Annotated in this window: 20 protein-coding genes; 13 read left to right on the plus strand and 7 right to left on the minus strand. The window is 65.1% G+C overall.

The window, feature by feature from the left end; all coding sequences use genetic code 11:
- Nucleotides 1–49: 49 nt before the first annotated feature.
- Nucleotides 50–463, minus strand: a complete 414-nt coding sequence (locus tag ACVISU_RS22345; protein WP_456708332.1) for a TfoX/Sxy family protein — start codon at nucleotides 461–463, stop codon at nucleotides 50–52.
- A gap of 187 nt (nucleotides 464–650) precedes the next feature.
- Complete coding sequence (locus ACVISU_RS22350; protein WP_050402215.1) at nucleotides 651–950, minus strand: hypothetical protein; 300 nt, start codon at nucleotides 948–950, stop codon at nucleotides 651–653.
- A 365-nt stretch (nucleotides 951–1,315) separates the two neighbouring features.
- Here ACVISU_RS22350 and ACVISU_RS22355 point away from each other — a divergent pair, with 365 nt between their 5' ends.
- Both ACVISU_RS22355 and ACVISU_RS22360 read left to right on the plus strand, forming a co-directional pair.
- Entirely contained in the window at nucleotides 1,316–2,422 is a 1,107-nt protein-coding gene (locus ACVISU_RS22355) for a hypothetical protein (protein ID WP_456708333.1), read from the plus strand.
- A gap of 241 nt (nucleotides 2,423–2,663) precedes the next feature.
- Nucleotides 2,664–3,797 (plus strand): hypothetical protein, encoded by a 1,134-nt coding sequence (locus ACVISU_RS22360; RefSeq protein ID WP_456708334.1) that lies wholly within the window; start codon nucleotides 2,664–2,666, stop codon nucleotides 3,795–3,797.
- Between the two features lie 62 nt (nucleotides 3,798–3,859).
- Here ACVISU_RS22360 and ACVISU_RS22365 read toward each other — a convergent pair whose 3' ends face one another.
- On the minus strand, nucleotides 3,860–4,702 hold the full coding sequence (locus ACVISU_RS22365; RefSeq protein WP_456708335.1) for a TetR/AcrR family transcriptional regulator: 843 nt from the start codon (nucleotides 4,700–4,702) through the stop codon (nucleotides 3,860–3,862).
- On the opposite strand from ACVISU_RS22365, the gene ACVISU_RS22370 reads away from it, so the two are divergent.
- The 4 genes from ACVISU_RS22370 to greA all read left to right on the plus strand — a co-directional run bounded on the left by ACVISU_RS22370 (nucleotide 4,605) and on the right by greA (nucleotide 10,814).
- The gene (locus tag ACVISU_RS22370) at nucleotides 4,605–5,612 is read left to right on the plus strand and encodes an MDR family NADP-dependent oxidoreductase (RefSeq protein ID WP_456708336.1); all 1,008 of its coding nucleotides are present in this window, start codon (nucleotides 4,605–4,607) and stop codon (nucleotides 5,610–5,612) included. The two genes, ACVISU_RS22365 and ACVISU_RS22370, sit on opposite strands and share 98 nt — an antisense overlap.
- Nucleotides 5,613–5,824: 212 nt before the next feature.
- Nucleotides 5,825–7,060 (plus strand): efflux RND transporter periplasmic adaptor subunit, encoded by a 1,236-nt coding sequence (locus ACVISU_RS22375; protein ID WP_456708337.1) that lies wholly within the window; start codon nucleotides 5,825–5,827, stop codon nucleotides 7,058–7,060.
- On the plus strand, nucleotides 7,057–10,203 hold the full coding sequence (locus tag ACVISU_RS22380) for an efflux RND transporter permease subunit (protein ID WP_456708338.1): 3,147 nt from the start codon (nucleotides 7,057–7,059) through the stop codon (nucleotides 10,201–10,203). The genes ACVISU_RS22375 and ACVISU_RS22380 overlap by 4 nt, the downstream gene beginning before the upstream one ends.
- A gap of 128 nt (nucleotides 10,204–10,331) precedes the next feature.
- Nucleotides 10,332–10,814, plus strand: a complete 483-nt coding sequence (greA, locus tag ACVISU_RS22385) for a transcription elongation factor GreA (protein WP_050402208.1) — start codon at nucleotides 10,332–10,334, stop codon at nucleotides 10,812–10,814.
- A 58-nt stretch (nucleotides 10,815–10,872) separates the two neighbouring features.
- Here greA and ACVISU_RS22390 read toward each other — a convergent pair whose 3' ends face one another.
- Together ACVISU_RS22390 and ACVISU_RS22395 are read right to left on the minus strand one after the other, a co-directional pair.
- Entirely contained in the window at nucleotides 10,873–11,298 is a 426-nt protein-coding gene (locus tag ACVISU_RS22390) for a GFA family protein (RefSeq protein WP_456708339.1), read from the minus strand.
- A 116-nt stretch (nucleotides 11,299–11,414) separates the two neighbouring features.
- Nucleotides 11,415–12,053, minus strand: coding sequence for a GntR family transcriptional regulator (locus ACVISU_RS22395; protein ID WP_050402206.1), 639 nt, complete (start codon nucleotides 12,051–12,053; stop codon nucleotides 11,415–11,417).
- 123 nt (nucleotides 12,054–12,176) lie between these two features.
- Here ACVISU_RS22395 and bioB point away from each other — a divergent pair, with 123 nt between their 5' ends.
- The 4 genes from bioB to ACVISU_RS22415 all read left to right on the plus strand — a co-directional run bounded on the left by bioB (nucleotide 12,177) and on the right by ACVISU_RS22415 (nucleotide 16,279).
- Nucleotides 12,177–13,172, plus strand: coding sequence for a biotin synthase BioB (gene bioB, locus ACVISU_RS22400; RefSeq protein WP_456708340.1), 996 nt, complete (start codon nucleotides 12,177–12,179; stop codon nucleotides 13,170–13,172).
- Nucleotides 13,173–13,236: 64 nt separating this feature from the next.
- Nucleotides 13,237–14,391, plus strand: a complete 1,155-nt coding sequence (locus tag ACVISU_RS22405) for an 8-amino-7-oxononanoate synthase (RefSeq protein WP_456708341.1) — start codon at nucleotides 13,237–13,239, stop codon at nucleotides 14,389–14,391.
- Nucleotides 14,388–15,020, plus strand: a complete 633-nt coding sequence (bioD, locus tag ACVISU_RS22410) for a dethiobiotin synthase (protein ID WP_456708342.1) — start codon at nucleotides 14,388–14,390, stop codon at nucleotides 15,018–15,020. The genes ACVISU_RS22405 and bioD overlap by 4 nt, the downstream gene beginning before the upstream one ends.
- Nucleotides 15,017–16,279: an adenosylmethionine--8-amino-7-oxononanoate transaminase gene (locus ACVISU_RS22415; RefSeq protein ID WP_050402202.1), complete on the plus strand. Its 1,263-nt coding sequence runs from the start codon at nucleotides 15,017–15,019 to the stop codon at nucleotides 16,277–16,279. The genes bioD and ACVISU_RS22415 overlap by 4 nt, the downstream gene beginning before the upstream one ends.
- Before the next feature lie 94 nt (nucleotides 16,280–16,373).
- On the opposite strand, the gene ACVISU_RS22420 is transcribed toward ACVISU_RS22415, so the two are convergent.
- Nucleotides 16,374–17,684 carry a hypothetical protein gene (locus ACVISU_RS22420; protein WP_456708343.1) on the minus strand — a complete coding sequence of 437 codons (1,311 nt, stop codon included), beginning with the start codon at nucleotides 17,682–17,684 and terminating at the stop codon, nucleotides 16,374–16,376.
- A gap of 351 nt (nucleotides 17,685–18,035) precedes the next feature.
- On the opposite strand from ACVISU_RS22420, the gene ACVISU_RS22425 reads away from it, so the two are divergent.
- Complete coding sequence (locus ACVISU_RS22425; protein ID WP_456708344.1) at nucleotides 18,036–19,445, plus strand: MFS transporter; 1,410 nt, start codon at nucleotides 18,036–18,038, stop codon at nucleotides 19,443–19,445.
- Here the strand turns inward: ACVISU_RS22425 and ACVISU_RS22430 are convergent.
- Nucleotides 19,442–20,344, minus strand: a complete 903-nt coding sequence (locus ACVISU_RS22430; protein ID WP_456708345.1) for a LysR family transcriptional regulator — start codon at nucleotides 20,342–20,344, stop codon at nucleotides 19,442–19,444. The two genes, ACVISU_RS22425 and ACVISU_RS22430, sit on opposite strands and share 4 nt — an antisense overlap.
- Nucleotides 20,345–20,440: 96 nt before the next feature.
- On the opposite strand from ACVISU_RS22430, the gene ACVISU_RS22435 reads away from it, so the two are divergent.
- Together ACVISU_RS22435 and ACVISU_RS22440 are read left to right on the plus strand one after the other, a co-directional pair.
- A complete protein-coding gene (locus ACVISU_RS22435; RefSeq protein ID WP_456708346.1) occupies nucleotides 20,441–21,142 on the plus strand; it encodes a haloacid dehalogenase type II in 702 nt (233 codons plus the stop codon).
- The gene (locus tag ACVISU_RS22440) at nucleotides 21,129–22,367 is read left to right on the plus strand and encodes a CaiB/BaiF CoA transferase family protein (protein ID WP_456708347.1); all 1,239 of its coding nucleotides are present in this window, start codon (nucleotides 21,129–21,131) and stop codon (nucleotides 22,365–22,367) included. Before ACVISU_RS22435 ends, ACVISU_RS22440 begins: the two co-directional genes overlap by 14 nt.
- Nucleotides 22,368–22,371: the final 4 nt, after the last annotated feature.

Here is a 22,371-nt window from a genome sequence, read left to right on the forward strand (position 1 = left end):
TTCAGCCCGAGCCACGAGTCCGGGCTTTCCCGGTGCGCGCCAGCGCGCGTCACGAGGAATTGCGGCGTTTCGGCGGGCTTGTTCGGGATTTTCGCGCGGGCGCGGCGGGCCCGGCTCGTTTGGCTGCGACCCGGCGCGCGGCGGCCAGCGCAACCTGCGCCCAGACGACGAGTTCGTCGGGCTCATCGAACAGCCGTTCCGGCACCCGCCAGAATGCGAGATCGATGGTCACGCCCTGCTTGGCGTAGTTGAGCGGCGGGCTCGCCGCCGCCTCCCTGAACGTCTCGCGGTTCTGATCGTCGACCCGCACGTAGAATGTGTTGTCGGTGACCATCCCGAGCATCACGCCGTCGCAGAATACGCCGGTCTTGCCGAACATGCGCCGCATCGTGATTCGGCCGAGCGGCGCGAGTTGCTCGCGCAGGAATTCGGCAAAGGCAGGACTGGCAACCCGGTCTCGCAAGGCAATCAGCCTGCCGAATGATGACCGGAACCTCTGCGTCCGACAACCGCCGTGACGCGATCCGGAGTCTTGAGGAGGAGGTTGCCTGGATGGTTGGACGGGGTGAATTGGTCGAGTGGCGTGGCTTGCAGGAAGCTCTCGCCCGAAGCTGTCGGGAGGACACCTCGGTGCCTCCCGACATCAGCACTTAGTTACAGCCGCAGCCGTGCGAGTGGCCGCCGCCAAGGATCCCGGACAGAATGTTGGTGTTCTTGAGGCTGATCGGCAGGATGGCCGAAACGTTGGTCTTGTTGCCGTTCAGGACGTTCACGCCGCCGCCGAGCACGTTGACGTTGTTGAGCGCGTTGACATTGAGCGCGGAGACCGCGGTCGTGATCGGGGCGATCACCGAACCGATCAGGCCACCGCCACCACCGCGGGGGCCGCCGGCGAAGGCCGGCGAGGCGACGAGCGAGGCAAGAGCGACGGCGACGATATACTGCTTCATGACTTCCTCCGTTGTTATCAAGCCAAGCCGTTTGCTTGGTCGCCGCCACTATTCACGTTCCGGATTCGCATACAACTTGAAGTGGTTCTTTACTCTAATACTTAGCGTTAACCATGTTATCGAAATTCCTGATGCCTTCATCTATGCTGATGATGCCATCAAAATCGGTCGCGAAGCGCTTCAGACGGGACACCGAAATCAACCTTAAATTGCACATTTAACGGCGGATTAACCATGATTTCCGACGCTGTGAGCGGAGGGTCGCGTCCATGATTCGGCGTGCGTCGTTGGCGGCGGTTGTTGTTGCTTCGCAGCTCGGCGTCTCTGCGGCACTTGCACAGACCGTTCCGGCGGGGACGGTAACCGTGAATGCAGGCTCGATCGGCCTGCGCACGGGCTACGATGCCAATCCGACCGACACGCTGGGCGCGCGTGGCAGCGCGTTCGCGACGCAGACGATCAACTACGATTATCTGCGCGGCTCGCTTCAGGACGGCATCATCGGACTCAGCGTCAAGTTTACCGACACGCAATACGATCCCGGCGTCGCCGCCCCCAGCACCACGGCCATCATCGCAGCCAGCGGGGCGATCGAGCTTGCACCGAAGCTGGCGTTGCGTACCACGCTGACGACGACGGTCGACGACAATTGGGCGCGCCGCTCGCACGGCGTGCAGCTGCGCAACCGCGTCGAATACGACACCACCGATTTTCGAATATTCGCCAATGTCGACACCGGCATCAACGCGCTCAACGAGCGAAACATCTTCACGCTGGGTGATTTCCTGCCCCAGGACGAGAACTTCGTGACGCGCACCTTCATGCCCGGCTTCGCCTACAAGTTCGGGACCGGCGAGATCGGCACGTCGCTCGTGCTGTCGCGCGTGGCTTATCTTGCGACCGACATTTTCGGCCTCGATCGCAGCCACAATATCGTGCAGCCGAACGTGTTCTTCACGGTGAAGAGCAGCGGCGTCGACGTCGAAGGCTCCGTATCGCCATACTTCGCGAGCTACGACACGACCGATTTCGACGACGTCAAGCAGCTGCTCTACACCGCCAAGGCCAAGTACCAGGCCGGTTCATGGACCTTCGGCGTCGGGTCGTCGCGAACGGTCTCGGACACCACGCTCTCGTTCGCCTCGCTCGATGTCGGGCAGTCGAACGAGGCCTCGGTCAGCTACAAGTTCGACGACAAGAACGCCGTCAGCCTGCTGGCGCGCTATCGCCGTGACGATTATCTCAACACCGATCTATGGAGCACGACGTTCCTCACCGGCCTCGATTTCGCGCACGATTTCGGCGACGGATATATCGGCACGGCCGGCGCCTCTGTCCGGCAGGTCCGCCGGCCTGACGAGGTCCAGCCGTGGGCGGTGAACGTGCAGATCGGCTTCCAGAAGAAGCTCGATTTTGGCGAAGCGCCGAAGGCCGCCGATGCCAAGGTTACCGAGGTCAAGTCCAAGATCTGACCCGACGGTCGTCGCCGCGTGTGGCGAAATTGAACCCGTGTGACAGTCGGAAATACTTCCGAAGCGTCTCGAAACGTATTCGGCTTGAATTGTCGCGGCGCTAGGCCTGCGAGCGTCACACGCTTGCAACGCCGCGCGCGAACCTTCGACCATGAACATCCTTTAATTTGTATCCGCGCGACTTGTCGCGCCTGCTGGGCGGCGACATGTGGTCGAGCCATCGCCGGCTCAGGGAGGGCCGATGATCAGCCGCAGGGCGCTTTCCGGATTGTTGATGACGCTGGTCGGACCCTCATCGGTCACCGGCAACACGCTGGCACTCAGTCACTGCCAGGGATCGTGCGCGAATGTCGATCTGCCGGCGCTTGGCTACGACACGTTCTGCCGGTCGTTCTTCGATATCGCGGCGAGAGGAAAGCTGCGCGCAGTCGCCACCGGCCAGGGCATCCGAAGGGAAATGCGGTCGCTGTTCCGGGAGCGGCGGCTGTATAGGCCATCGCACGACGAGATCCGGATTCTCTGGCGCGGCACGGCGGATGGATTCTCGGTCGTGAAGGTCGAGTTCGATCTGGAATGCGGCGTGCCGGTGCGCGGATGTCTCGGGATTCCCGACGGCCCGCTCAAGGGATTGATCCTGCTCGGCCACGGTATGGCGAGCACGCCGGAGCGGTGCTTCGATGACGCCGACAAGGACTACATGAACGCGCTCGGCAAACAGCTTTGCCAGGACGGCTATGTGGTCTGGTGTCCCTACATCGTCCAGATCGGAAACCAGGAAAGCCAGAACAACATCGCCGCGATGCTGGCATCCCATAGCGTCTCCGCGCACAACGTGTCGTGCGCCTCGATCGACGCCGGAGAGATCGTCTGCCGCAAGCTGACCGGTGTGTCAGGTCTGAATGTCGGCGTCTACGGGGCGTCCTGGGGTGCGCTTCTGGCGCTGCATCTGGAAGCCGCCACCGGACAAATGCGGCCGACCGTCATCTCCGGATATATGCGCGACGAGAGGAAGCTTCTGACGTCGTCCGTCGTCAGCAAGAACCTCGGCATCGAGCTCGCAACCTACATTCATTTCGCCAACAGCCGCGCCAGGTATACCGGCGCGGAGCTCGCGTATCTGCTCTCTCCGTGTCCGCTGTTCGTCGAGATCGGCAGCCGCGATGCTGCAAACGCGGTCGAGCTCGGGCGGGACGAGAAGTTCGCGGAGATGCGATCCGTCTATGCGTCATCGGCCCATCCGGATCTGATCGAGATGGACGTGTTCGACGGCGTGCATGAGGTCAGCGGCAAGCGCGCAAGGCCATGGCTGTACGGCCATCTGGCGTCGCCGGCGTATCAAGAGACGTCTCGCTTGAAGAACGCCATCGCGTTGTGAGGACAATCGTCGCTGTGGCCAAGCTCGGCTCGGTCGGCTCCGCGCGTTGCGAGGATCCCCGATCATTTGCCTGCGACAGCGCGCCGCTTCGAGAGGCAGGCTCCGACCAATGCGATCAGCTCTTGCCGCAGGGCAGGCGATGCCAGAATATCCAGCCGCGCGGCCTCGTGCACGACGCCGGCGACTGCTGCGGCAAGCACCCGCGCGGCGATCCGGGTATCGGTGGCGTTGCCCCGCATGTTCGCGGTGAACAGCGCCTCGCAGCCCTTGCGATATTCCGTCTCGAACCGGCGATGCGTGGCCGCGCCGGCTGCATCACGCGGCGCTTCCTCGAGCAGAACCCGATGGGCCGCGGGAAAGCGGCGATGCACGTCGATCATGCCGTCGACGAATGCGACGATGCGGCACGCTCGCGATCTTGTGTCGTCGGTCGCGGTGCATAGCACCGCCAGCAATTCATCGAAGTGCCGACGCCTGGTTGCCTCGACCAGCGCAAGCTTGTTGGGGAAGTATTGGTAGAGCGATCCGATGCTGACGCCGGCCCTCTCCGCCACCGCATTGGTCGTCGTCGCGGACCAGCCGCGCTCGCCGAGAATGTGAGCGGCGGCGTCGAGGATGGCCTCGATGGTAGCACGCGAACGGGCCTGACGCGGCACTTTCCGCATCTTGCTCGTCGCTGCCGGAATGCGAGTAGCCACCTGGACCTCTCCGCCAGTAATGTGAGCCAAGTGCTCACATTTCGCCCCATCGACGGGCCAAGTCAAAGGATTGCACATGGCAGCGATCGAGATCGGCCGCGAGGTCAGGTTGAAGATCAGGCCGCAGGGCCTGCCCGGACCGCAACATTTCGAAATTACCGAGACTCCCGTGCCAACTCCCGGCGCAGGCGAGGTGCTGGTGCGCAACCGCGCCTTCGTCGTCTCGGCATCACTCCGCCAAATGGTGAGCGAGGGAGCGGAGGACATACCGGGCGTGCCGTTTCCCGCGCTGCGGCCTGGCGACGGTCTCTTCGGCGAGACGATCGGAGAAGTGATGACGGCGCCCGCCGGCGGGAGTCTGTTGCCGGGCGATATCGTGCAGCACATGTTCGGTTGGCGTGATTACGCCATTGTACCTGTCGCGCGATGCGTCCGGCTGGACGCGCCGTTGCCGGAGCCGCTAGGTTACCTCGGCTATCTCGGGCATGGTGCGACCGCCTATGCGGCACTGACCCGCGGCGTGCGGATCGCAAACGGCGAGACGGTCTTCATATCGAGCGCCGCCGGCGCGATCGGTTCGATGGCCGGGCAGATTGCTCGCTTGCTGGGGGCGGGCCGCGTGATCGGCAGCACCAGCTCGCGCGCGAAAGCGGATCGCCTGATCACTGAACTCGGCTACGACGCGGTGGTGGTCCGCGACGGAGACGAGCCTTTCGTCGACCGGCTGAACGAGGCGGCCCCCGACGGGGTCGATATCTTTCTCGACAATGTCGGGGGCGAGCAGCTGCAGGCTGCGATTGGCGTAGCCCGCGAAGGCGCCCGCTTCGTCATCGTCGGGACGCTGTCGGGTCAGCTCGCGGTGGCAGGAACAGGCCGCACCGCGCCCGTCGTGCTGGATTCGACTCAGATACTTTTGAGGAAGATCACCATCCGCGGCTTCAGCGCCGACGATCATCCGCAGGCGCGTGAGGAATGGTTCGCCCGCCTTGCGGCTTGGTCGCGGACCGGCGACATCCGTCTTCCGCATGTCATGATCGACGGGCTTGAGCGCGCCACATGCGCCTTGTCCGATACGATCAACGGGCGGTATCTCGGCATGGTCGTTGTGAGGCTTTGATGGCGGCAGCCTCCAGAGGGAGCCGTAACTCAAGCGCGGTCGTCACGGGCTGGTGTCGAGCGGCCAATTCGGTCACGGGATTGTCGGATGCGGATTTAGCGCGTTATGATCTCTTGTGATGCGCCTTGCCTATCCTCGCCTTCACCGGTCTGAGGGAACTCGACGTCATATCCATCTCGTGGAGCTTGTTGGTAGCCGAAGGGTTGGACAGCATGAGTGGTACGGAACGAATGCGCGGTGGATTGGCAGGGCTTCTGGTATCGGCGGGATTGGCGGTGATCGGGATGTCGGCGGCCCATGCTCAGGCGGGGCCGCCCGGACCTCCTGCGGTGGGCGTGTTCGAGGCGGTGAAGCGGCCGGTCACCGAGACCAATGAGTTTCTGGGGCGCATCGAGGCCCCCAACCGCGTCAACGTGGTGGCGCGCGTCACGGCGTTTCTCGAGAAGCGGAACTTCGTCGAGGGCGCCGAGGTCAAGGCCGGCGACCTCTTGTATCAACTCGAGCGCGGTCCGTTCGAGGCCGACCTTGCCTCGAAGAAGGCGCAGGTCGCCCAGTTGCAGGCGACGCTGGTCAACGCCAAGCTGACCACCGATCGCGCCAAGGCCCTGATGGGCGGACCGGCCGGCCAGCAATCGAACGTCGATGCCGCCGTCGCCAACCAGCAGAGCCTCGAGGCACAGGTGCAGGCCGCGCAGGCGCAGGTCGACCTGTCCCAGATCAATCTCGACTACACCGAGATCCACTCGCCGATCGACGGCAGGATTGGGCGCACCGCGGTCACGGAAGGCAACGTCGTGACGCCGAGCTCGGGAACCCTGACGACCATCGTCAGCCAGGATCCGATGTACGTCACGTTCCCCGTGCCGGTGCGCGAGTCGCTCGATCTGCGCGACCGCTATGCGACGCGCGGCGGCTTCAAGGCCGTCGTGATCCGCCTGCGTCTGCCGGACGGCCGGCTCTACGAGCAGACCGGTGAATTGAATTTCGTCAACAACACGATCGCGCAGAACACCGACACCATCTCCTTGCGCGGCACCATCCCAAATCCGTCGACTTACACCTCGGCCGCAACCGGCGGCACGCTCCGCGAGCTCACCGACAATGAGTTCGTGACCGTCCTGCTGGAAGGCGTGCAGCCGGTCGAGGTGGTGGCGATCCCGCGCTCGGCGGTACTGTCGGACCAGCAGGGCGAGTATGTCTACGTCGTCGGCGCGGACAACAAGGCCGAGCAGAAGCGGATCCAGCTTGGGCAATCGACATCGACGATCGCCGCGGTGACAAGCGGCATCGCGCTTGGCGACAAGGTGATCGTCGAGGGCTTGCAGAAGGTCAGGCCGGGCGAGGTGGTCGCGCCGGGGCCCGCCAGCGCGCAGATCCAGTCCAGCATGAAGGTTTCGGCGGACGGCGGCACCGGCAGCGCGCCGAAATCGACGGGCAGTAACCCATGATTTCCGCCGTCTTCGTCGATCGTCCGCGGCTTGCGATCGTCATCGCGTTCGTGATCACGATCGCGGGCGCGCTGGCGCTGATGCAAATCCCGGTCGCCCAGTTTCCGGACATCGTGCCGCCGCAGGTCACGGTCTCGGCCGTGTTCCCCGGTGCATCGGCCGAAGTCGTCGAATCAAGCGTCGCCCAACCGCTTGAAGCGCAGGTCGTCGGCGTCGACAAGATGCTCTACATGAAGTCGACCAGCGGCAATGACGGCAGCTATACGCTGACGGTCTCGTTCGCGCTCGGCACCGACCCCGACATCAACACCGTCAACGTCAACAACCGCGTGCAGAGCGCGCTGGCGCAATTGCCGACCGAGGTGCAGGCGCAGGGCCTGACCGTGCAGAAGAAATCCTCGGCCGTGCTGCAGTTCATCGTGCTCTACAGCAAGAGCGGCGAGCAGGATCCGCTGTTCATCACCAACTACGCCATCATCAACGTGCTGGACGCGATCTCGCGCACGCCAGGCGTCGGCCAGGCCTCGCTGTTCGCCAAGCTGAACTATTCGATGCGGATTTGGTTCGACACCCAGCGCCTGACCAGCCTCAATCTGGCGCCGTCGGACGTGATCGCCGCGATCCGCGCCCAGAGCGTGCAGGCGCCGGTCGGCCGCATCGGCGCGCGTCCGATCAGCAACGACCAGCAATTCCAGTTCAACGTGCAGACCCAGGGCCGCCTGACGACGTCCAAGCAGTTCGGCGACATCGTGCTGCGGGCCAATCCCGACGGCTCGGTGCTGCGGATCAGGGACGTCGCAACCGTCGAGATCGGCGCGCAGAACTCGGACTCGGAGTCGCGGATCGACGGCAATCCCGGCGTGCCGATGGGCATCTATCTTGCGCCCGGCGCCAACGCCGTGACCACGGCCAAGGCCGTGCAGGCCACGCTTGCCAAGCTGTCGGAGCGGTTCCCGCCCGGGCTGACCTACCTCGTGCAGTACGACTCCACGACCTTCGTCTCCGATACCATCAAGGAAGTGATGAAGACGCTCGGCGAGGCCTTCGTGCTCGTCGTGATCGTGGTGTTCCTGTTCCTCGGTAATCTGCGCGCCACGGTGATTCCGGCGGTCGCGGTTCCTGTCAGCCTGATCGGCGCCTTCGCGGTGCTGCTGGCGCTCGGCTATTCCGCCAACACCGTCTCGCTGCTGGCGATGGTGTTGGCGATCGGCATCGTGGTCGACGACGCCATCGTCGTGGTCGAGAACGTCGAACGCGTCATGGAGGAGGAGCCCGAGCTGTCGCCGGCCGACGCCACCAAGAAGGCGATGGCGCAGATCACGGCGCCGATCATCGCGATCTCGCTGGTGCTGCTGTCGGTGTTCGTGCCGATAGCGTTCATTCCCGGTATCTCAGGTACGCTATTCCGCCAGTTCGCGGTGACGATCAGCGCCGCGATGGTGATCTCGGCGCTGAATGCGCTGACATTGTCGCCGGCGTTGTGCGCGGTGTTCCTGCGTCACGGCGGGCCGCGCCGCGGTATCATGGGGCGGGTGCTCGGCGGCATCGACTGGGTCCGCGACCGCTATGCCAGCGTGGTGCAGCGGCTGGTCCGGGTGGCGGTGTTGTCATTGGTCGCGGTGCTGGTGTTTGCCGGCGCGGTGTTCGCGGTGTCGAAGATCACGCCGACCGGCTTCCTGCCCGAGGAAGACCAGGGCGCCTTCTTCATCGCCGTGCAGCTGCCTGACGGTGCGTCAGTGGCACGCACCAGCGAGGTCACCAAGCAGGTCGAGGCGCTGTTGAAGAAGAATCCCGCGGTCGACCACGTGCTGTCGATCATCGGCTTCTCGCTGCTCGACGGCGCCAGCGAGCCGAACTCCGCCTTCATGGTGGCGCGCATGAAGGCGTTCGCGGACCGCAGGGCCGTCACCGAATCGGTGCAGGCCGCGATCGGGCAGACCTTCGTCGGCGGATCGCAGATCCGTCAGGCCTCGGTGCTGCCGTTCAACCTGCCGCCGATCATCGGGCTCTCGACCTCCGGCGGCTTCGAATATCAGCTCGAGGCGCTGGAAGGGCAGGATCCGGCTTCGCTCAGCAGCGTGATGGGCGGGTTGATCGGCGCTGCAAACCGCAATCCAAATCTGGCCCGGGTGTTCTCGACCTTCACCGCGACCAACCCGTCGGTCTATCTCGATATCGACCGCGCCAAGGCGCAGGCGCTCGGCCTCAACATGGCCGACGTGTTCACCGCGCTGCAGGCCACGCTCGGCGGCATCTACGTCAACAATTTCAACCTGTTCGGCCGCACCTGGCAGGTCAACGTGCAGGGCGATGCGGCCGACCGGCGCGACATTCCCGACATCTGGCAGATCTATGTGCGCAACACCGGCGGCGAGATGGTGCCGATCCGCTCGATCGCAAGCTTGCGCATCGTCACCGGCCCGCAGGTGATCACGCGCTACAACAATTATCGCTCGGTCACGGTGAACGGCAGCCCGGCCGCGGGCGTGTCCTCGGGCACCGCGATCGCGACGATGGCCGACCTGTCCAAGACGACGCTGCCTTCGGGCTATTCCTATGAATGGACCGGCACGGCCTATCAGGAGCAGGCGGCTTCCGGCCAGACCGGCATCATCCTCGCGCTCGCGGTGCTGTTTGCCTATCTGTTCCTGGTGGCGCTGTATGAGAGCTGGACGATTCCGATTCCGGTGCTGCTGTCGGTCACGGTCGGCGTGTTCGGGTCTTATCTTGCGATCAAGCTTGCGGGCCTCAACCTCGATCTCTACGGCCAGATCGGCCTCGTGGTGCTGATCGCGCTCGCCGCCAAGAACGGCATCCTGATCGTCGAATTCGCCAAGGAGCAGCGCGAGGCCGGCAGGCCGATCGCGGAGGCCGCGACGATGGGCGCGCAGATGCGGTTCCGCGCGGTCATGATGACCTCGATCGCGTTCATTCTCGGCCTGGTGCCGCTGGTGGTTGCGACCGGCGCCGCGGAAATCAGCCGCCGTGCGGTCGGCACCGCGGTGTTCGGCGGCATGCTTGCCGCCAGCTCGATCGGCATCTTCCTGGTGCCGATGCTGTTCGTCACCTTCCAAGGCTGGCGCGAGGGTGCAAAAAGCCGTTTCGGCCGTCGCAGCAAGGCGGAACATCCTGCCTCGCATTAGCGTGATCCGGAAAGATCCCGCGTGCGCAACGGGCGAATGTGCGGCGACGATCAGCCTAATCCCATCGCGCATTGGCCGTGCGGGTGAGGCGGGGCTATACTTCCCGCCCCGATCGATGGAGTTCTGGATTGAGCGTTGCCTTCACCAAGGAAGAAAGTGCCGAGACTGCGTCCGAAACGCTGTTGCCGGATCGCCCCATTTCGCCGCATCCCAATTTGGTGACCGAGGCCGGCCGCAAGGCGCTGGAGCGCCAGCTCCAGGAGGCGCGTGAGGCCTACGAGGCTGCGCAGCAGCTCGACGACGTCAACGAACGGCGACGCCAGTCGGCGGTGCCGTTGCGCGACACGCGCTATCTCACCGAACGGCTCCGCACCGCGCAGGTCGTCCCCGACCCCGCCTCGACCGAAAGCGTTGCGTTCGGCAGCACCGTGACCTTCAGCCGCGCCGATGGCCGCGTGCAGACCTATCGCATCGTCGGCGAGGACGAGGCCGATCCAAAGGCCGGCTCGATCTCGTTCGTCTCGCCGGTGGCGCGGTCGCTGATGGGCAAGGCCGTGGGCGACGTCGTCGGATCGGGCGCCCAGGAGCTGGAGATCGTCGCGATCGCCTAGCTCTACTGGTTCTTGTCGCACTCGCGGGGCGCGGTCGTTGCGGACGGCGATCGTTAGACTAGTCGGCCGCGATGAAGCGCAGCGTGCCAGCGCGACGCGTCGGCTTGCCGGTGTCGTTGGTATGATTGACGCCGTCCATCACGGGTACTTCCGGGAAATCGAACGGGCTTACCCCGTCGAGGCAAGCCACGTTGACGGCATAGAGACTCTGGTCGGATCGCCGTTGATGATGAGTGTATATTCCGCAGCGAGAGCAGAAGAAGTGCTGCGCCGATCCGGTATGGAAGCGGTAGCTCGTCAACACGTCCTCGCCTTGCAGGAACTTGATCCCGCCCATTTCTGCCATGGCGACGACGGCGCCGCGCATTCGGCAATAGGAGCAGGTGCAGCGGCGAATCGAATTGAGGTCGTCGCTGAGCGTCACCTCGAAACGCACCGCGCCACAATGGCACTGGCCGGCTCGCATCTTCATGTCGTCCACCATGCTGCCCGTGTGTCTCCTGTTCGGAGTGAACGTATCTCCCGGTTGCGAGCCGGACAATCTTCAAGAACTCGCCCATGGTGCGAGAAAAACTAACGTGGAGCGGATCGTTGCTCCGATCACGCCGCCGGCAGGGCAAGCCGCTCGATGGTCTGAATATGCCGTGCGAGCAGGCTGCAGGCCTGTTCCATGTTGCGCGCGCGCAGCGCCTGCAGGATCACGCGATGATCCTGGCTCGGCCGCGGCCGCCAGCCGGCGTTGCGCGCCATAGCGAACACCAGTCGTGAATTTGCGAGCTGCAATCCGTCGAGGCTGGCGAGCAGACGCGGCATCGCGCAGGGCGCCACCAGCGCGTGATGAAAGGCGCGGTTGGCCAGTTCGAATTCCTCAACCGTCTCGGCATTGTCGCCTTCGATCAGCGCGACCTCGATCCGTGCCAGATGGGCGGATGTGTACCTCGGCGCGGCATTGCGCAACGCGACCACCTCGAGCGCGGCGCGCATCTCGGCGATCTCCTTCACTGACTTGGTATCGAGCGGCGCCACCCGCACCCCGCGCCGGGGCACCGCAACGACGAGATGCTGCGCCTCCAATTGCCTGAAGGCCTCGCGCACCGGGACGTGGCTCGAATGGAATTCCCGCGCGACATGGTCCTGCCGGAGCGGGGCATCCGGCGGCAAGGCGCCGCTGATGATGCGTTCGCCGATCGCCTCGGCAATGCGTCCCGCGGTCGTCGAATTCTCGCCGACGTCAGTCATAGATTATCTATCATAAAAATGGGTGCGCCCTCGCTCGGCCTCGGCTAGCATCGTTTCAAACCCATGATCATAGATAATATATCCAATTATCTATGATCCATCGCAAACGAGAAGGCAAGCCCGATGGTTGATGTGGTTGAGATCGAACGGACCGACAGAAGCAGAAGCGCACCGCTCCGCAAGCACTGGGAGCGTGCCGAAGCCGAGGCGCTCTACAACCTGCCGTTCGCGGACCTGATGTTCCAAGCGCAGGGCATCCATCGCGCCAACTTCAATCCGAACCACGTCGAAACCGCGAGCCTGCTCAGCATCAAGACCGGCGGCTGTCCGGAGGACTGCGGCTACTGCTCCCAGAGTGCGCATTACGACACCGGACTGAAGGCGACCCGCCTGATGCCGCGGGACGAGGTCGTCGCCGTCGCGCAGCGCGCCAAGGACGCCGGTGCCACCCGCTTCTGCATGGCCGCGGCCTGGCGTACTCCCAAGGACCGCGATCTCGATCAGGTCTGCGACATGGTCAGCGCGGTGAAGGGGCTGGGCATGGAGACCTGCGTCACGCTCGGCATGTTGACGCCAAAGCAGGCCGAACGGCTCTCCGACGCTGGGCTCGATTTCTACAATCACAACGTCGATACCTCGCCGGAGTATTACGACAAGATCATCACCACCCGCACCTTGCAGGACCGCATCGATACGCTCGCGCATGTGCGCGACGCCGGCATCAAGGTCTGCTGCGGCGGCATCATCGGCATGGGCGAGCAGGTCGAGGACCGGCTCGGCATGCTGATGCTGCTTGCCAATCTCCCGAGCCATCCGGAAAGCGTGCCGATCAATCTGTGGAACGAGGTCAAGGGCGTGCCGGTCAACGACACCGCCGAGCGGCCCGATCCGATCGCGCTGGTGCGGCTGGTCGCGACCGCGCGGATCATGATGCCGAAGAGCGTGGTGCGGCTGTCGGCCGGGCGGCAATACATGACCGATGAACTGCAGGCGATGTGCTTCCTCGCCGGCGCCAACTCGATCTTCATCGGCGATGTGCTGCTGACCACCAAGAACCCGCAGCGCGACCGCGACGCCGATCTGCTGGACCGGCTCGGCATCACGTCGCGGCTGGCCTGACGCAATCATCCGGCGCGCGCGGCGACACTCGCCGCGCGACCAACCATCATCCTGAGAGTGAAGCATGAGCGCAATCCAGGCGGCGAAGGCCGCTGATTACGCCGCGGCCTTGCACGCCCTGAGCAAGGACGATCGGCTGCGCGGTCTCAAGCCGCGTGCGGGCATCGATTTCGTATCGAACGACTATCTGGCACTGGCGAGCGCGCCGCGCCTGAAGCAGGCCGTCCTGGCCGCGCTCGAGGCCGGCACGCCGATCGGCGCTGGCGGCTCGCGGCTGCTGCGCGGCAATTGCGCGGAGCACGAACGGCTGGAGGCCGAGGCCGCAGCTTTCTTTCGCGCCGAGACCGCGCTGTTCTTCGGCGGCGGCTATGTTGCCAACTTCGCTGTGCTGACGACGCTGCCGCAGCGCGGCGACCTGCTCGTCCTCGATTCGCTGGTGCACGCCAGCATTCACGAAGGTGCACGGGCCGGCCGGGCCGCGTTCCGGTTCAGCGCGCACAATGATCCGCAGTCGGTTGAGGACACCATTCGCGGCTGGCGCGTCGAGGGTGGAACGGGCCGGGTCTGGATCGTGGTCGAAAGCGTCTACAGCATGGACGGTGATGTCGCGCCGCTCGACGAGCTCGTTGCGATCGCCGAACGGCACGACGCATTCCTGATGGTGGACGAAGCGCACGGCACCGGCGTCTACGGCGAACAGGGCCGCGGGCTGACCGCGCGCTATGAGGGACGCGAGAATCTCGTGATCGTGCATACTTGCGGCAAGGCGCTGGGCGCCGCCGGTGCGCTGGTCACGGCCTCTACGGTGCTGCGCGACTTCATGGTCAACCGCTGCCGCCCGTTCATCTTCGCCACCGCGCCATCGCCGCTTGTGGCCGTCGCCGTGCGCGAGGCGCTGCTGATCCTGCGAGAGGAGCCCGAGCGTCAGCAACGGCTCGCAGAACTGGTCGCGTTCACGCATCGCGAGCTCGATCGGCGTGGCTGGCGCAGTCCGTCGCGTTCGCAGATCGTGCCCTATATCGTCGGCGACAATGCGCGCGCGATGCGGCTTGCCTCGGCGCTGCAAGCGCGCGGCTTCGACATCAGGGGCATCCGGCCGCCGACCGTGCCGGCGGGCACCGCGCGGCTGCGCATTGCGCTGACCCTTAATGTCGACGAGGACGACGTGCGCGCGCTGCTCGATGCGCTCGTCGCGGAGACGCAGGGCTGGGCGCAATGATCAGCCGCATCGTGGTGACCGGCACCGATACCGGGATCGGAAAGACGATCTTCTCCGCGGGCCTCGCCGGTTTCTTGGGCGCGAGCTATTGGAAGCCGGTCCAGTCCGGCCTTGAGGAAGAGACCGACGCACAACTCGTGGCGCGGCTTGCGGGCCTTGCAGCCGATCGCATCGTGCCGGAGCGCTATCGGCTTCGGACGCCGGCGTCGCCGCATCAATCCGCCGCGATCGACGGCGTGCGCATCGATCCTGCCGCGCTCGACGTGCCCGACACGCGGGGACGGCCGCTGGTGATCGAGGGCGCAGGCGGGCTGATGGTGCCGCTCAATGACGACACGCTCTATATGGACATGTTCGAGCGATGGCGGCTGCCGGTCGTGCTGTGCGCCCGCACCGCACTTGGCACCATCAATCACTCGCTGCTGTCGGTCGAAGCGCTGCGCAGGCGTCGGATCGACATCCTCGGAATCGCCTTCATCGGTGAGAGCAATCCCGAGAGCGAGCGCGCCATCTGCGCGTTCGGGCAAGTGCGCCGGCTCGGCCGGTTGCCATGGCTGTCTCCGCTCACGGCAGACACGCTGCGGGCGGCTTTCAACGCCTCGTTCCAGCGCGACGATTTCAATCTATGATATCAGCTCAGAGATCGCCGATCTGGCACCCCTTCACCCAGCACGCGCTGCACGACCGGATGACCAGGATCGTGCGCGGGGAGGGTGCCTATCTCTACACCGCGGATGACCGCCGCATCATCGATGCGATCGCGTCCTGGTGGGTCGTGACCCACGGCCATTGCCATCCGCATATCGTGCGCGCGATCCAGAACCAGGCCGAACAGCTCAACCAGATCATCTTTGCCGGCCATACCCACGATCCGGCGGAAGCGGTTGCCGCGCAGCTCGTGAAGCTGGCGCCGCCTGGCCTCGACTATGTATTCTTCTCCGACTCCGGTTCGACCAGCGTGGAAGTCGGTCTGAAGATGGCGCTCGGCTATTGGCACAATATCGGCGTGCCGCGCACGCGGATCATCGTCATGCAGCATTCTTACCACGGCGACACCGTGGGGACGATGTCGGTCGGCGCCCGCGGCGTCTTCAACAAGGCGTACGAGCCGCTGCTGTTCGACGTGGCATCAATCCCGTTTCCCGCGGCCGGCCACGAGCAGGCGACACTCGATGCGCTCGAAGCCGCATGCAACGAGAAAACCGCGGCGGCGTTCATCGTCGAGCCGCTGATCCTGGGCGCGGGCGGGATGCTGATGTATCCGCCCTGGGTGCTGAAGGAAATGAAGCGCATCTGCGAAGCCCATGACGTGCTGTTCATTGCCGATGAGGTGATGACCGGCTGGGGCCGCACCGGCACCTTGTTCGCGTGCGAGCAGGCCGACGTCACGCCGGACATCGCCTGCTATTCGAAGGGCCTCACCGGCGGATCGCTGCCGCTCGCAGTGACGCTCTGCCGTGCCGAGATCTACGATGCGCACTATTCCAGCGATCGTTCGCGAACCTTCTTCCATTCCAGCTCCTACACGGCGAATCCGGTCGCCTGCGCCGCGGCAAGGGCGAACCTCGAGCTGTGGCAACACGGCGCGGGCGAACGTGCCACATCTCTCGCAGCGATGCAGGAGCGGCTGATCGCACCATTCCGCGCCGACGCCCGCTTCGAGAACGTCCGCCGCACCGGCACCATCACCGCGCTTGACCTGAAGGCCAGCGATGCAGGCTATCTCGCCGGCATCGGTCCGAAACTTCAGGCCTTCTTCACGCGTCGAAACCTGCTGCTGCGCCCGCTCGGCAACACGATCTACCTGATGCCGCCCTACTGCGTGACGGAGGCGGACCTCGTTGAGATTTATGCCGCGATTGCCGATGCGGCCGACGAGCTGGCCTGATCTCGTGACTGACGATTTGCATCGCGTGCCGTCCTGCACGCGATCGGTTCTCATAGAAAATCGGCGTGCCGTTGGGGCACGCCGATAGGCTGGATCACGCGTGCCTGTGTGGCGCCGGCCTCGCAGCGGGATGCTGCGGCCGTGGCGCAGGATGCGGCCGCGGTGCGGGCCGCGACACATGCGGTGGCGGCGGACGCCGGGGCGGCGGCGGAGCACGATGCACAGCCGCTTGCGCGACGCGCGGCGCCGGCGGATGCGCAGCCGGGCGTGGCGCAGGCGGCGCGTGCTGTGCGATCTGCGGTCTCGGCGCATGCGCGGCTGGCGCTGCGACGTGCGGCGCCGGAGCGGGATGGTGGGCGGCGACAGGCGGAGCGTGTCCGGTCGGCGGTGCATGTGCAGCCGGCGAAGCGCTTGCCGCAGGCAAGGCGTGTCCCGTTGTCGACGCGTGTGCCGGCGGTAGCGCGCTTCCGGTCGGCAGAGCGTGTCCTGTCGTCGTTGTCTGTGCCGGCGGCAGTGCGTTTCCGGAAGGCAAGGCGTGCCCCGTCGGCGTTGCATGTGTGGGCGGCAGCGCGTTTCCGCTCGGCAGAGCGTGTCCTGGCGGCACAGCATTTCCGGTCTGCGGAGCATGGCCTGTCGCGGATTGCGCATGATGCGGCGGCGGCGCCGCGATCGGCTTGCCCGGGTGCGCGGCGATCACGCCCGCGCCGCTGAAATGTGCTGCGTGTGCGGTCGCGGCGACCGCCGGATGACCGTGGTTGTTGGCGAGCGTCAGCGCCGGATCCTTCATCGCCGCTTCCGCGTGCCGGGTCTGCTCGGCGGTCGCAGCCACATGGTGCTCGTTCGCGGCGGCGAGCTGCTGCGGCGTTGGTCTCGCCGTGATGCCGCCGGTGCCGCCGTTGTAGCTGATGTTGGTCGTGTTGTTGATGACGGTCTTGTTGTAGACGTTGGTGACTGAGACATTCGAGATGTTGTTGACGGAGCGGTTGTAGAAGAAGTTGCCGCCGCGCCAGTAGCCGCCCTCATAGCCGACGCCGGTGTAGCCGAAGCCATAAGAGATGCCGCCGTAGAAGCCGACGGTCGCTCCCCAATAACCGGCGTGGAAGGCGTAGACGCCATCGTTCCAGCCCCAGTAGCCGGGTGTCCATAGCAATTCAGGCGCGGGCGGCAGCACCCATGTGCCGGGAACCCAGTAGTAACCGGTATCGTCGCTCCACGCCCAATAGCCGGGAGTCCAGATGTAGCCGTCGCCTGGGATCGGCGGCTGCTCGTAGACAGGCAGGGGCGGCGGTGCTGCATCGACGCTGATGCTGATGCCGATGGCAAGCTGCGCGCGCGCTGGCGCGGGTGGAGAGAGACAGCAGAGGCTGAGAGCTAAGGCGAAAGGCAGTCCGGCGATGCGGCGCATGGCAGATACTCCGATCTTCTTCCCCCAGCGTTGGAGTGAATAGTGGCGGCGACATGAACCCGCTGTGAATGTTTGTGCCGACACCGTGATTTCGCGATCGCGCGTCGATGAATGCGTTAACGACAGCGAATGCGCGTCAGCTTGTTGTCAGGATGGAACGCAAATCACGACGACTCGTAGTTCGGATATGGACCACGCGAGTCGCACGAGACGCGAGCGCGTCGCTCTCGCCCGCTTCATCACTGCGCCGAATAGTCGAATTTTCGATTTGAATTGGACGATGCCCCCCTGCACGTCATCAATCGATCATCGGAACATCCGGCCCGCACGAGGCCGGGCAGGGAGGTTTGAATGGCGCGATCCGCCGACATCGATATCAACGCGGGCGCGCGCCTCGACCGGCTGCCGATCTGCGGATTCCATTGGCGCATCCTGGCCCTGATCGGCGCCGGCATGTTTCTCGATGCATTCGACATCTATCTGGCCGGCGGCGTGCTCGGCGCGGTGCTCAGGGAAGGCTGGTCGACACTCGAGCTCAACGCCGCGTTCGTCTCCGCGACCTTTGTCGGAATGACGATCGGCGCCTGGTTCTCCGGCATCCTTGGCGACCGCTTCGGCCGCCGGTTCTCCTATCAGATGAATCTCGCGATCTTCGGCCTCGCATCGATCGCGGCGGCCTTCGCGCCCAGCATGACGGTGCTGATCGGCCTGCGCTTCGTCATCGGCATCGGGCTCGGCGCCGAGATCGTGGTCGGCTATGCGACCTTGACGGAGTTCGTGCCGGCCGCCTCGCGTGGACGCTGGATCGGACTTTTGGCCGTGATCACCAACTTCTCGCTGTTCGCGTCGTCCATGATCGGCCTGTGGGTGATCCCGACGCTCGGCTGGCGTTACATGTTCGGCCTCGTCGGGATACTGGCGATGATCGTCTGGTTCCTGCGCAAGTCGATGCCGGAATCGCCGCGCTGGCTCGCCGCCAACGGGCGCGGCGACCAGGCGGAGGCGATTCTGTCGGCGATCGAAGCGGAGGCCGCGCGCAACACAACGCTGGCTCCCGTCGTCGCCGGCGCGCCGGTGCAGGAATCGCCCGGTGCGGTCTGGCGCCTGTTCCAGCCGCCATATCTTGCGCGCACCTTGCTCGGCAGCCTGCTGCACATCGTCGTCGGCTTCAGCCTCTACGGGTTCATCGGCTGGCTGCCGACCTTCATGGTCAAGGGCGGCCACAGCGTGGTCTCCTCGCTGGGCTACACCAGCGTGATGGCGCTGGGCGGTCCGGTCGGATCGCTGATCGGGCTCGTGCTGGCGGACCGGCTCGGGCGCCGGCTCTCGATCGTCGGCTCGTCGATCGCGGCAGCCGTGCTCGGCATCGCCTACCCCACCATGCCGGACGGTGTTCCGCTCGCAACCGTGGGCTTCCTGCTGGTCACCGCGATCTATGTCATGCTGGCGACCGGGTTCGCGATGCACGTCCCGGAACTTTTCCCGACGCGCTACCGGCTTCGCGGGACCGCGATCTGCGCCACGTCGGGGCGGATCTCGACCGCATTGGTCCAGTACGTCGTGGTCGCGATCTTCGCCTGGCAGGGGTTGACCGGCGTGCTGACGACGCTGGCCGGCATCCTCGTCTTCCAGGCCGTGGTCTTTCTGATATTCGGATTTGAGACCAAGGGGCGCTCACTGGAGGACGCCTCGGCCGTCCCGGACGGCGAGGCAGCAAGTCACGCGTCGATGGCGAGGAGGCCGGCGGACATCGGTGCCTAGCGCAGATCGGAGCACGATGCCTTGATCCGGTCGCGCAGCCAGCCGTTGGCATGGCTCTGATCGTATCTGCGATGCCAGTACAACATCCAGTCGAACGGCGCGGATTCGAACGGCAGTTCCTCCATCCGCAGGCCGTCGTCCATCAGCACGGCGGCAAGATGCCTTGGCATCACCGCGAGCAGATCGGTCTGCTTCAGAACGTGGGGTACGACCAGCCAATGCGGCACGTTCAGCGTGATGCGTCTATGGTGACCGCGTTCGGCGAGCACGTCGTCGACGAAGCGAAGGTCGGTCGGGCTCATCGAGACCTTCATGTGGTCCTGCGCGATGAAGCGTTCGAAAGTCAGCCGTCCGCGCTTGATCGGGTGACCGCTCCGCATCAGGCAGACCATGCGGTCGCGCAGCAGCGTCTCGGACCGGATCGATGCGGAATGTTCGAGCCCCATGCTGACAGCAACGTCGATCTCGTCCCGCTCCAGCGCATCGATCGTCAGGGCGGGCGGCAGGTGGATGATGTTGTAGGAGATCCGCGCCTCCGGCGGCCGCGCAGCGGCAAGTCGCGGCAGCAGCAGGCAAGCGAGAATGTCCGACATCCTGATCGTGAAGCTGCGTTCGGTCCGGCCCGGATCGAAGCCCGCATCGCTCGCCATCACCCGCTCGACCTGACGCAGCACCTGGCGCAGCGGCTCCGCCAGTTCGGTGGCGCGCGGCGTCGGCTTCATGCCGCTCGTCGTCCGCACCAGCAGCTCGTCCTCGAACATCGCGCGCAGCCGGTTGAGCGCGTTGCTCATCGCCGGTTGACTGAGGCCGACGCGGTCGGCCGCCTTGGTGACATGCCGCTCGGTCAGCAGTGCGTCCAACGCGACGAGCAGGTTGAGGTCGATGGATCGGAGATTCATGCCGTCATTCATATCGTGAATATCGAGAGATCACAAATCCATTTCATCTATGGCGATGCGAGGCGTATCCAGTCGAGCTGAACCCAGGAGGCATCAATGAGCTTTGAGACCATCAAGCGCGACGTGAAGATCTGCATGTTCGACCAGTACGGCACGGTCGTCGACATGCAGGGCGGCCTGACCAAAATCGCGACGCCGTTCCTTCAGAAGAAGGGTTGGAAGGGCGATCCGAATTCCTTCGTCACCTGGTGGCGCCGCACCCATTTCGAGAACTCGATGATCGATGCGCTGCTGCATCGCGAGCACACGCCCTATCGCGAGATCGGGCATCGCGCGGTGGCCCACGTGATGGACCGCGCCAGGATCGACTACACGATGGACGAGGTGCGTTACCTCGTCGGCGAGATCGAGAAGCTGGTGCCGTTTCCGGAGGTGCCGGAGGCACTGGCGCGGCTGCAGGCCAAATACAAGCTGGTCGTGCTCTCGAATGGCGATCCGGACATGCTCGAGACCGCGAAGCAGTACCACAAGGTGCCGTTCGATCGCGTGATCTCGGTGGCCGAGGCCAATTCGTTCAAGCCGCATGTCGCGACCTACACCAAGGCGGCCGAGATCATGGGCGTGAAGCCCGATCAGGTGCTGTTCGTGGCCAATCACGCCTTCGACTGCATCGGCGCCAAGTCCGCCGGCATGCGGACGGCCTTCATCGACCGGCGCAGCCGCCCGTTCGGCATCACGCCGCACCAGCCCGACATCCTGGTGCCGTCGATGAAGGACCTCGCCGATGCGATCGTCTGATCGCGAGCCGCTGTCGGGCATCAGGGTCCTCGACCTCTGCCGGGTGGTCTCCGGTCCATTCGCCACGATGCAACTCGGCGATCTCGGCGCCGACATCGTCAAGATCGAGGATCCCAGGCAAGGCGACGAAAGCCGCCGCTACGGGCCGCCCTTCATCGGCGGCGAGAGCGCGTATTTCCTGTCGGTGAACCGCAACAAGCGCAGTTGCGCCATCGATCTGAAGTCGCCGGCGGGGCGCGATGCGGTGCTCGATCTTGCATCCGCCGCCGATGTCGTAATGGAGAACTTCCGCCCGGGCACGCTCGACAAATGGGGCCTCGGCTTCGACGCGCTGCGGGCCCGCAAGGGCGACATCATCCTGTGCAGCATCTCGGGATTCGGCCGCACCGGTGCGGATGCCTTGCGTCCGGGCTACGATCTGATCCTGCAGGGTGAATCCGGCGTGATGGACGTCACCGGTGATCCCAAGGGGCCGCCGACCAAGGTCGGCACCTCGATCGCCGATCTCGTCACCGGCTTGTATGCGTCGCATTCGGTGCTTGCCGCCTTGATGCGGAAGAGCCGCACCGGCGAGGGCGGTCGGGTCGACGTCTCCATGCTCGACGCGATGGCGTCGCTGCTGACCTTCAACGCCGGCATCTACTTCGCCACGGGAGAAAGCCCGAGGCGCCGGGGCAACGTCCATCCGACCATCAGCCCGTACGAACCGTTCGAGGCGCGTGACGGCTGGATCAATGTCGGGGTCGCGAACGACAAGTTCTGGGCGGCCTTTTGCGACGTCATCGACCGGCCGGATCTGCGCGATGATGCGCGTTTCGAAACCGCCCCGCAGCGTGCGGCGAGCCGCAACGAACTCATCGCGGTCCTCGCTCCCATCCTCGCCCGCAGGAGCTGCGCCGACTGGCTGCAGGCGCTGGGCGCGGCCGGCATTCCCTGTGGCGCGATCAAATCGGTCGGCGAAGTCTGCGAGACGCCGCAACTCACGCAGCGCGGCATGGTGCAGACTGTCCGCCATGCCGCCGCGGGAGATGTGAGATTCATTGCCCGGCCGACACGGTTCGGCGACGAACCGCCGGCGCCTTCCACGTCGCCGCCGATGCTCGGCGAACACACGCGCGAGGTGCTTGCGGAATGGCGCGGCTGGACCGACGATCGGCTGGAGAGATTCGCCCGCGACGGCGCGTTCGGAGACTTTGGACGGACCTTCGTGCGATCGCCCAAGTGAGCAT

Source organism: Bradyrhizobium sp. USDA 4452 (assembly GCF_054063575.1).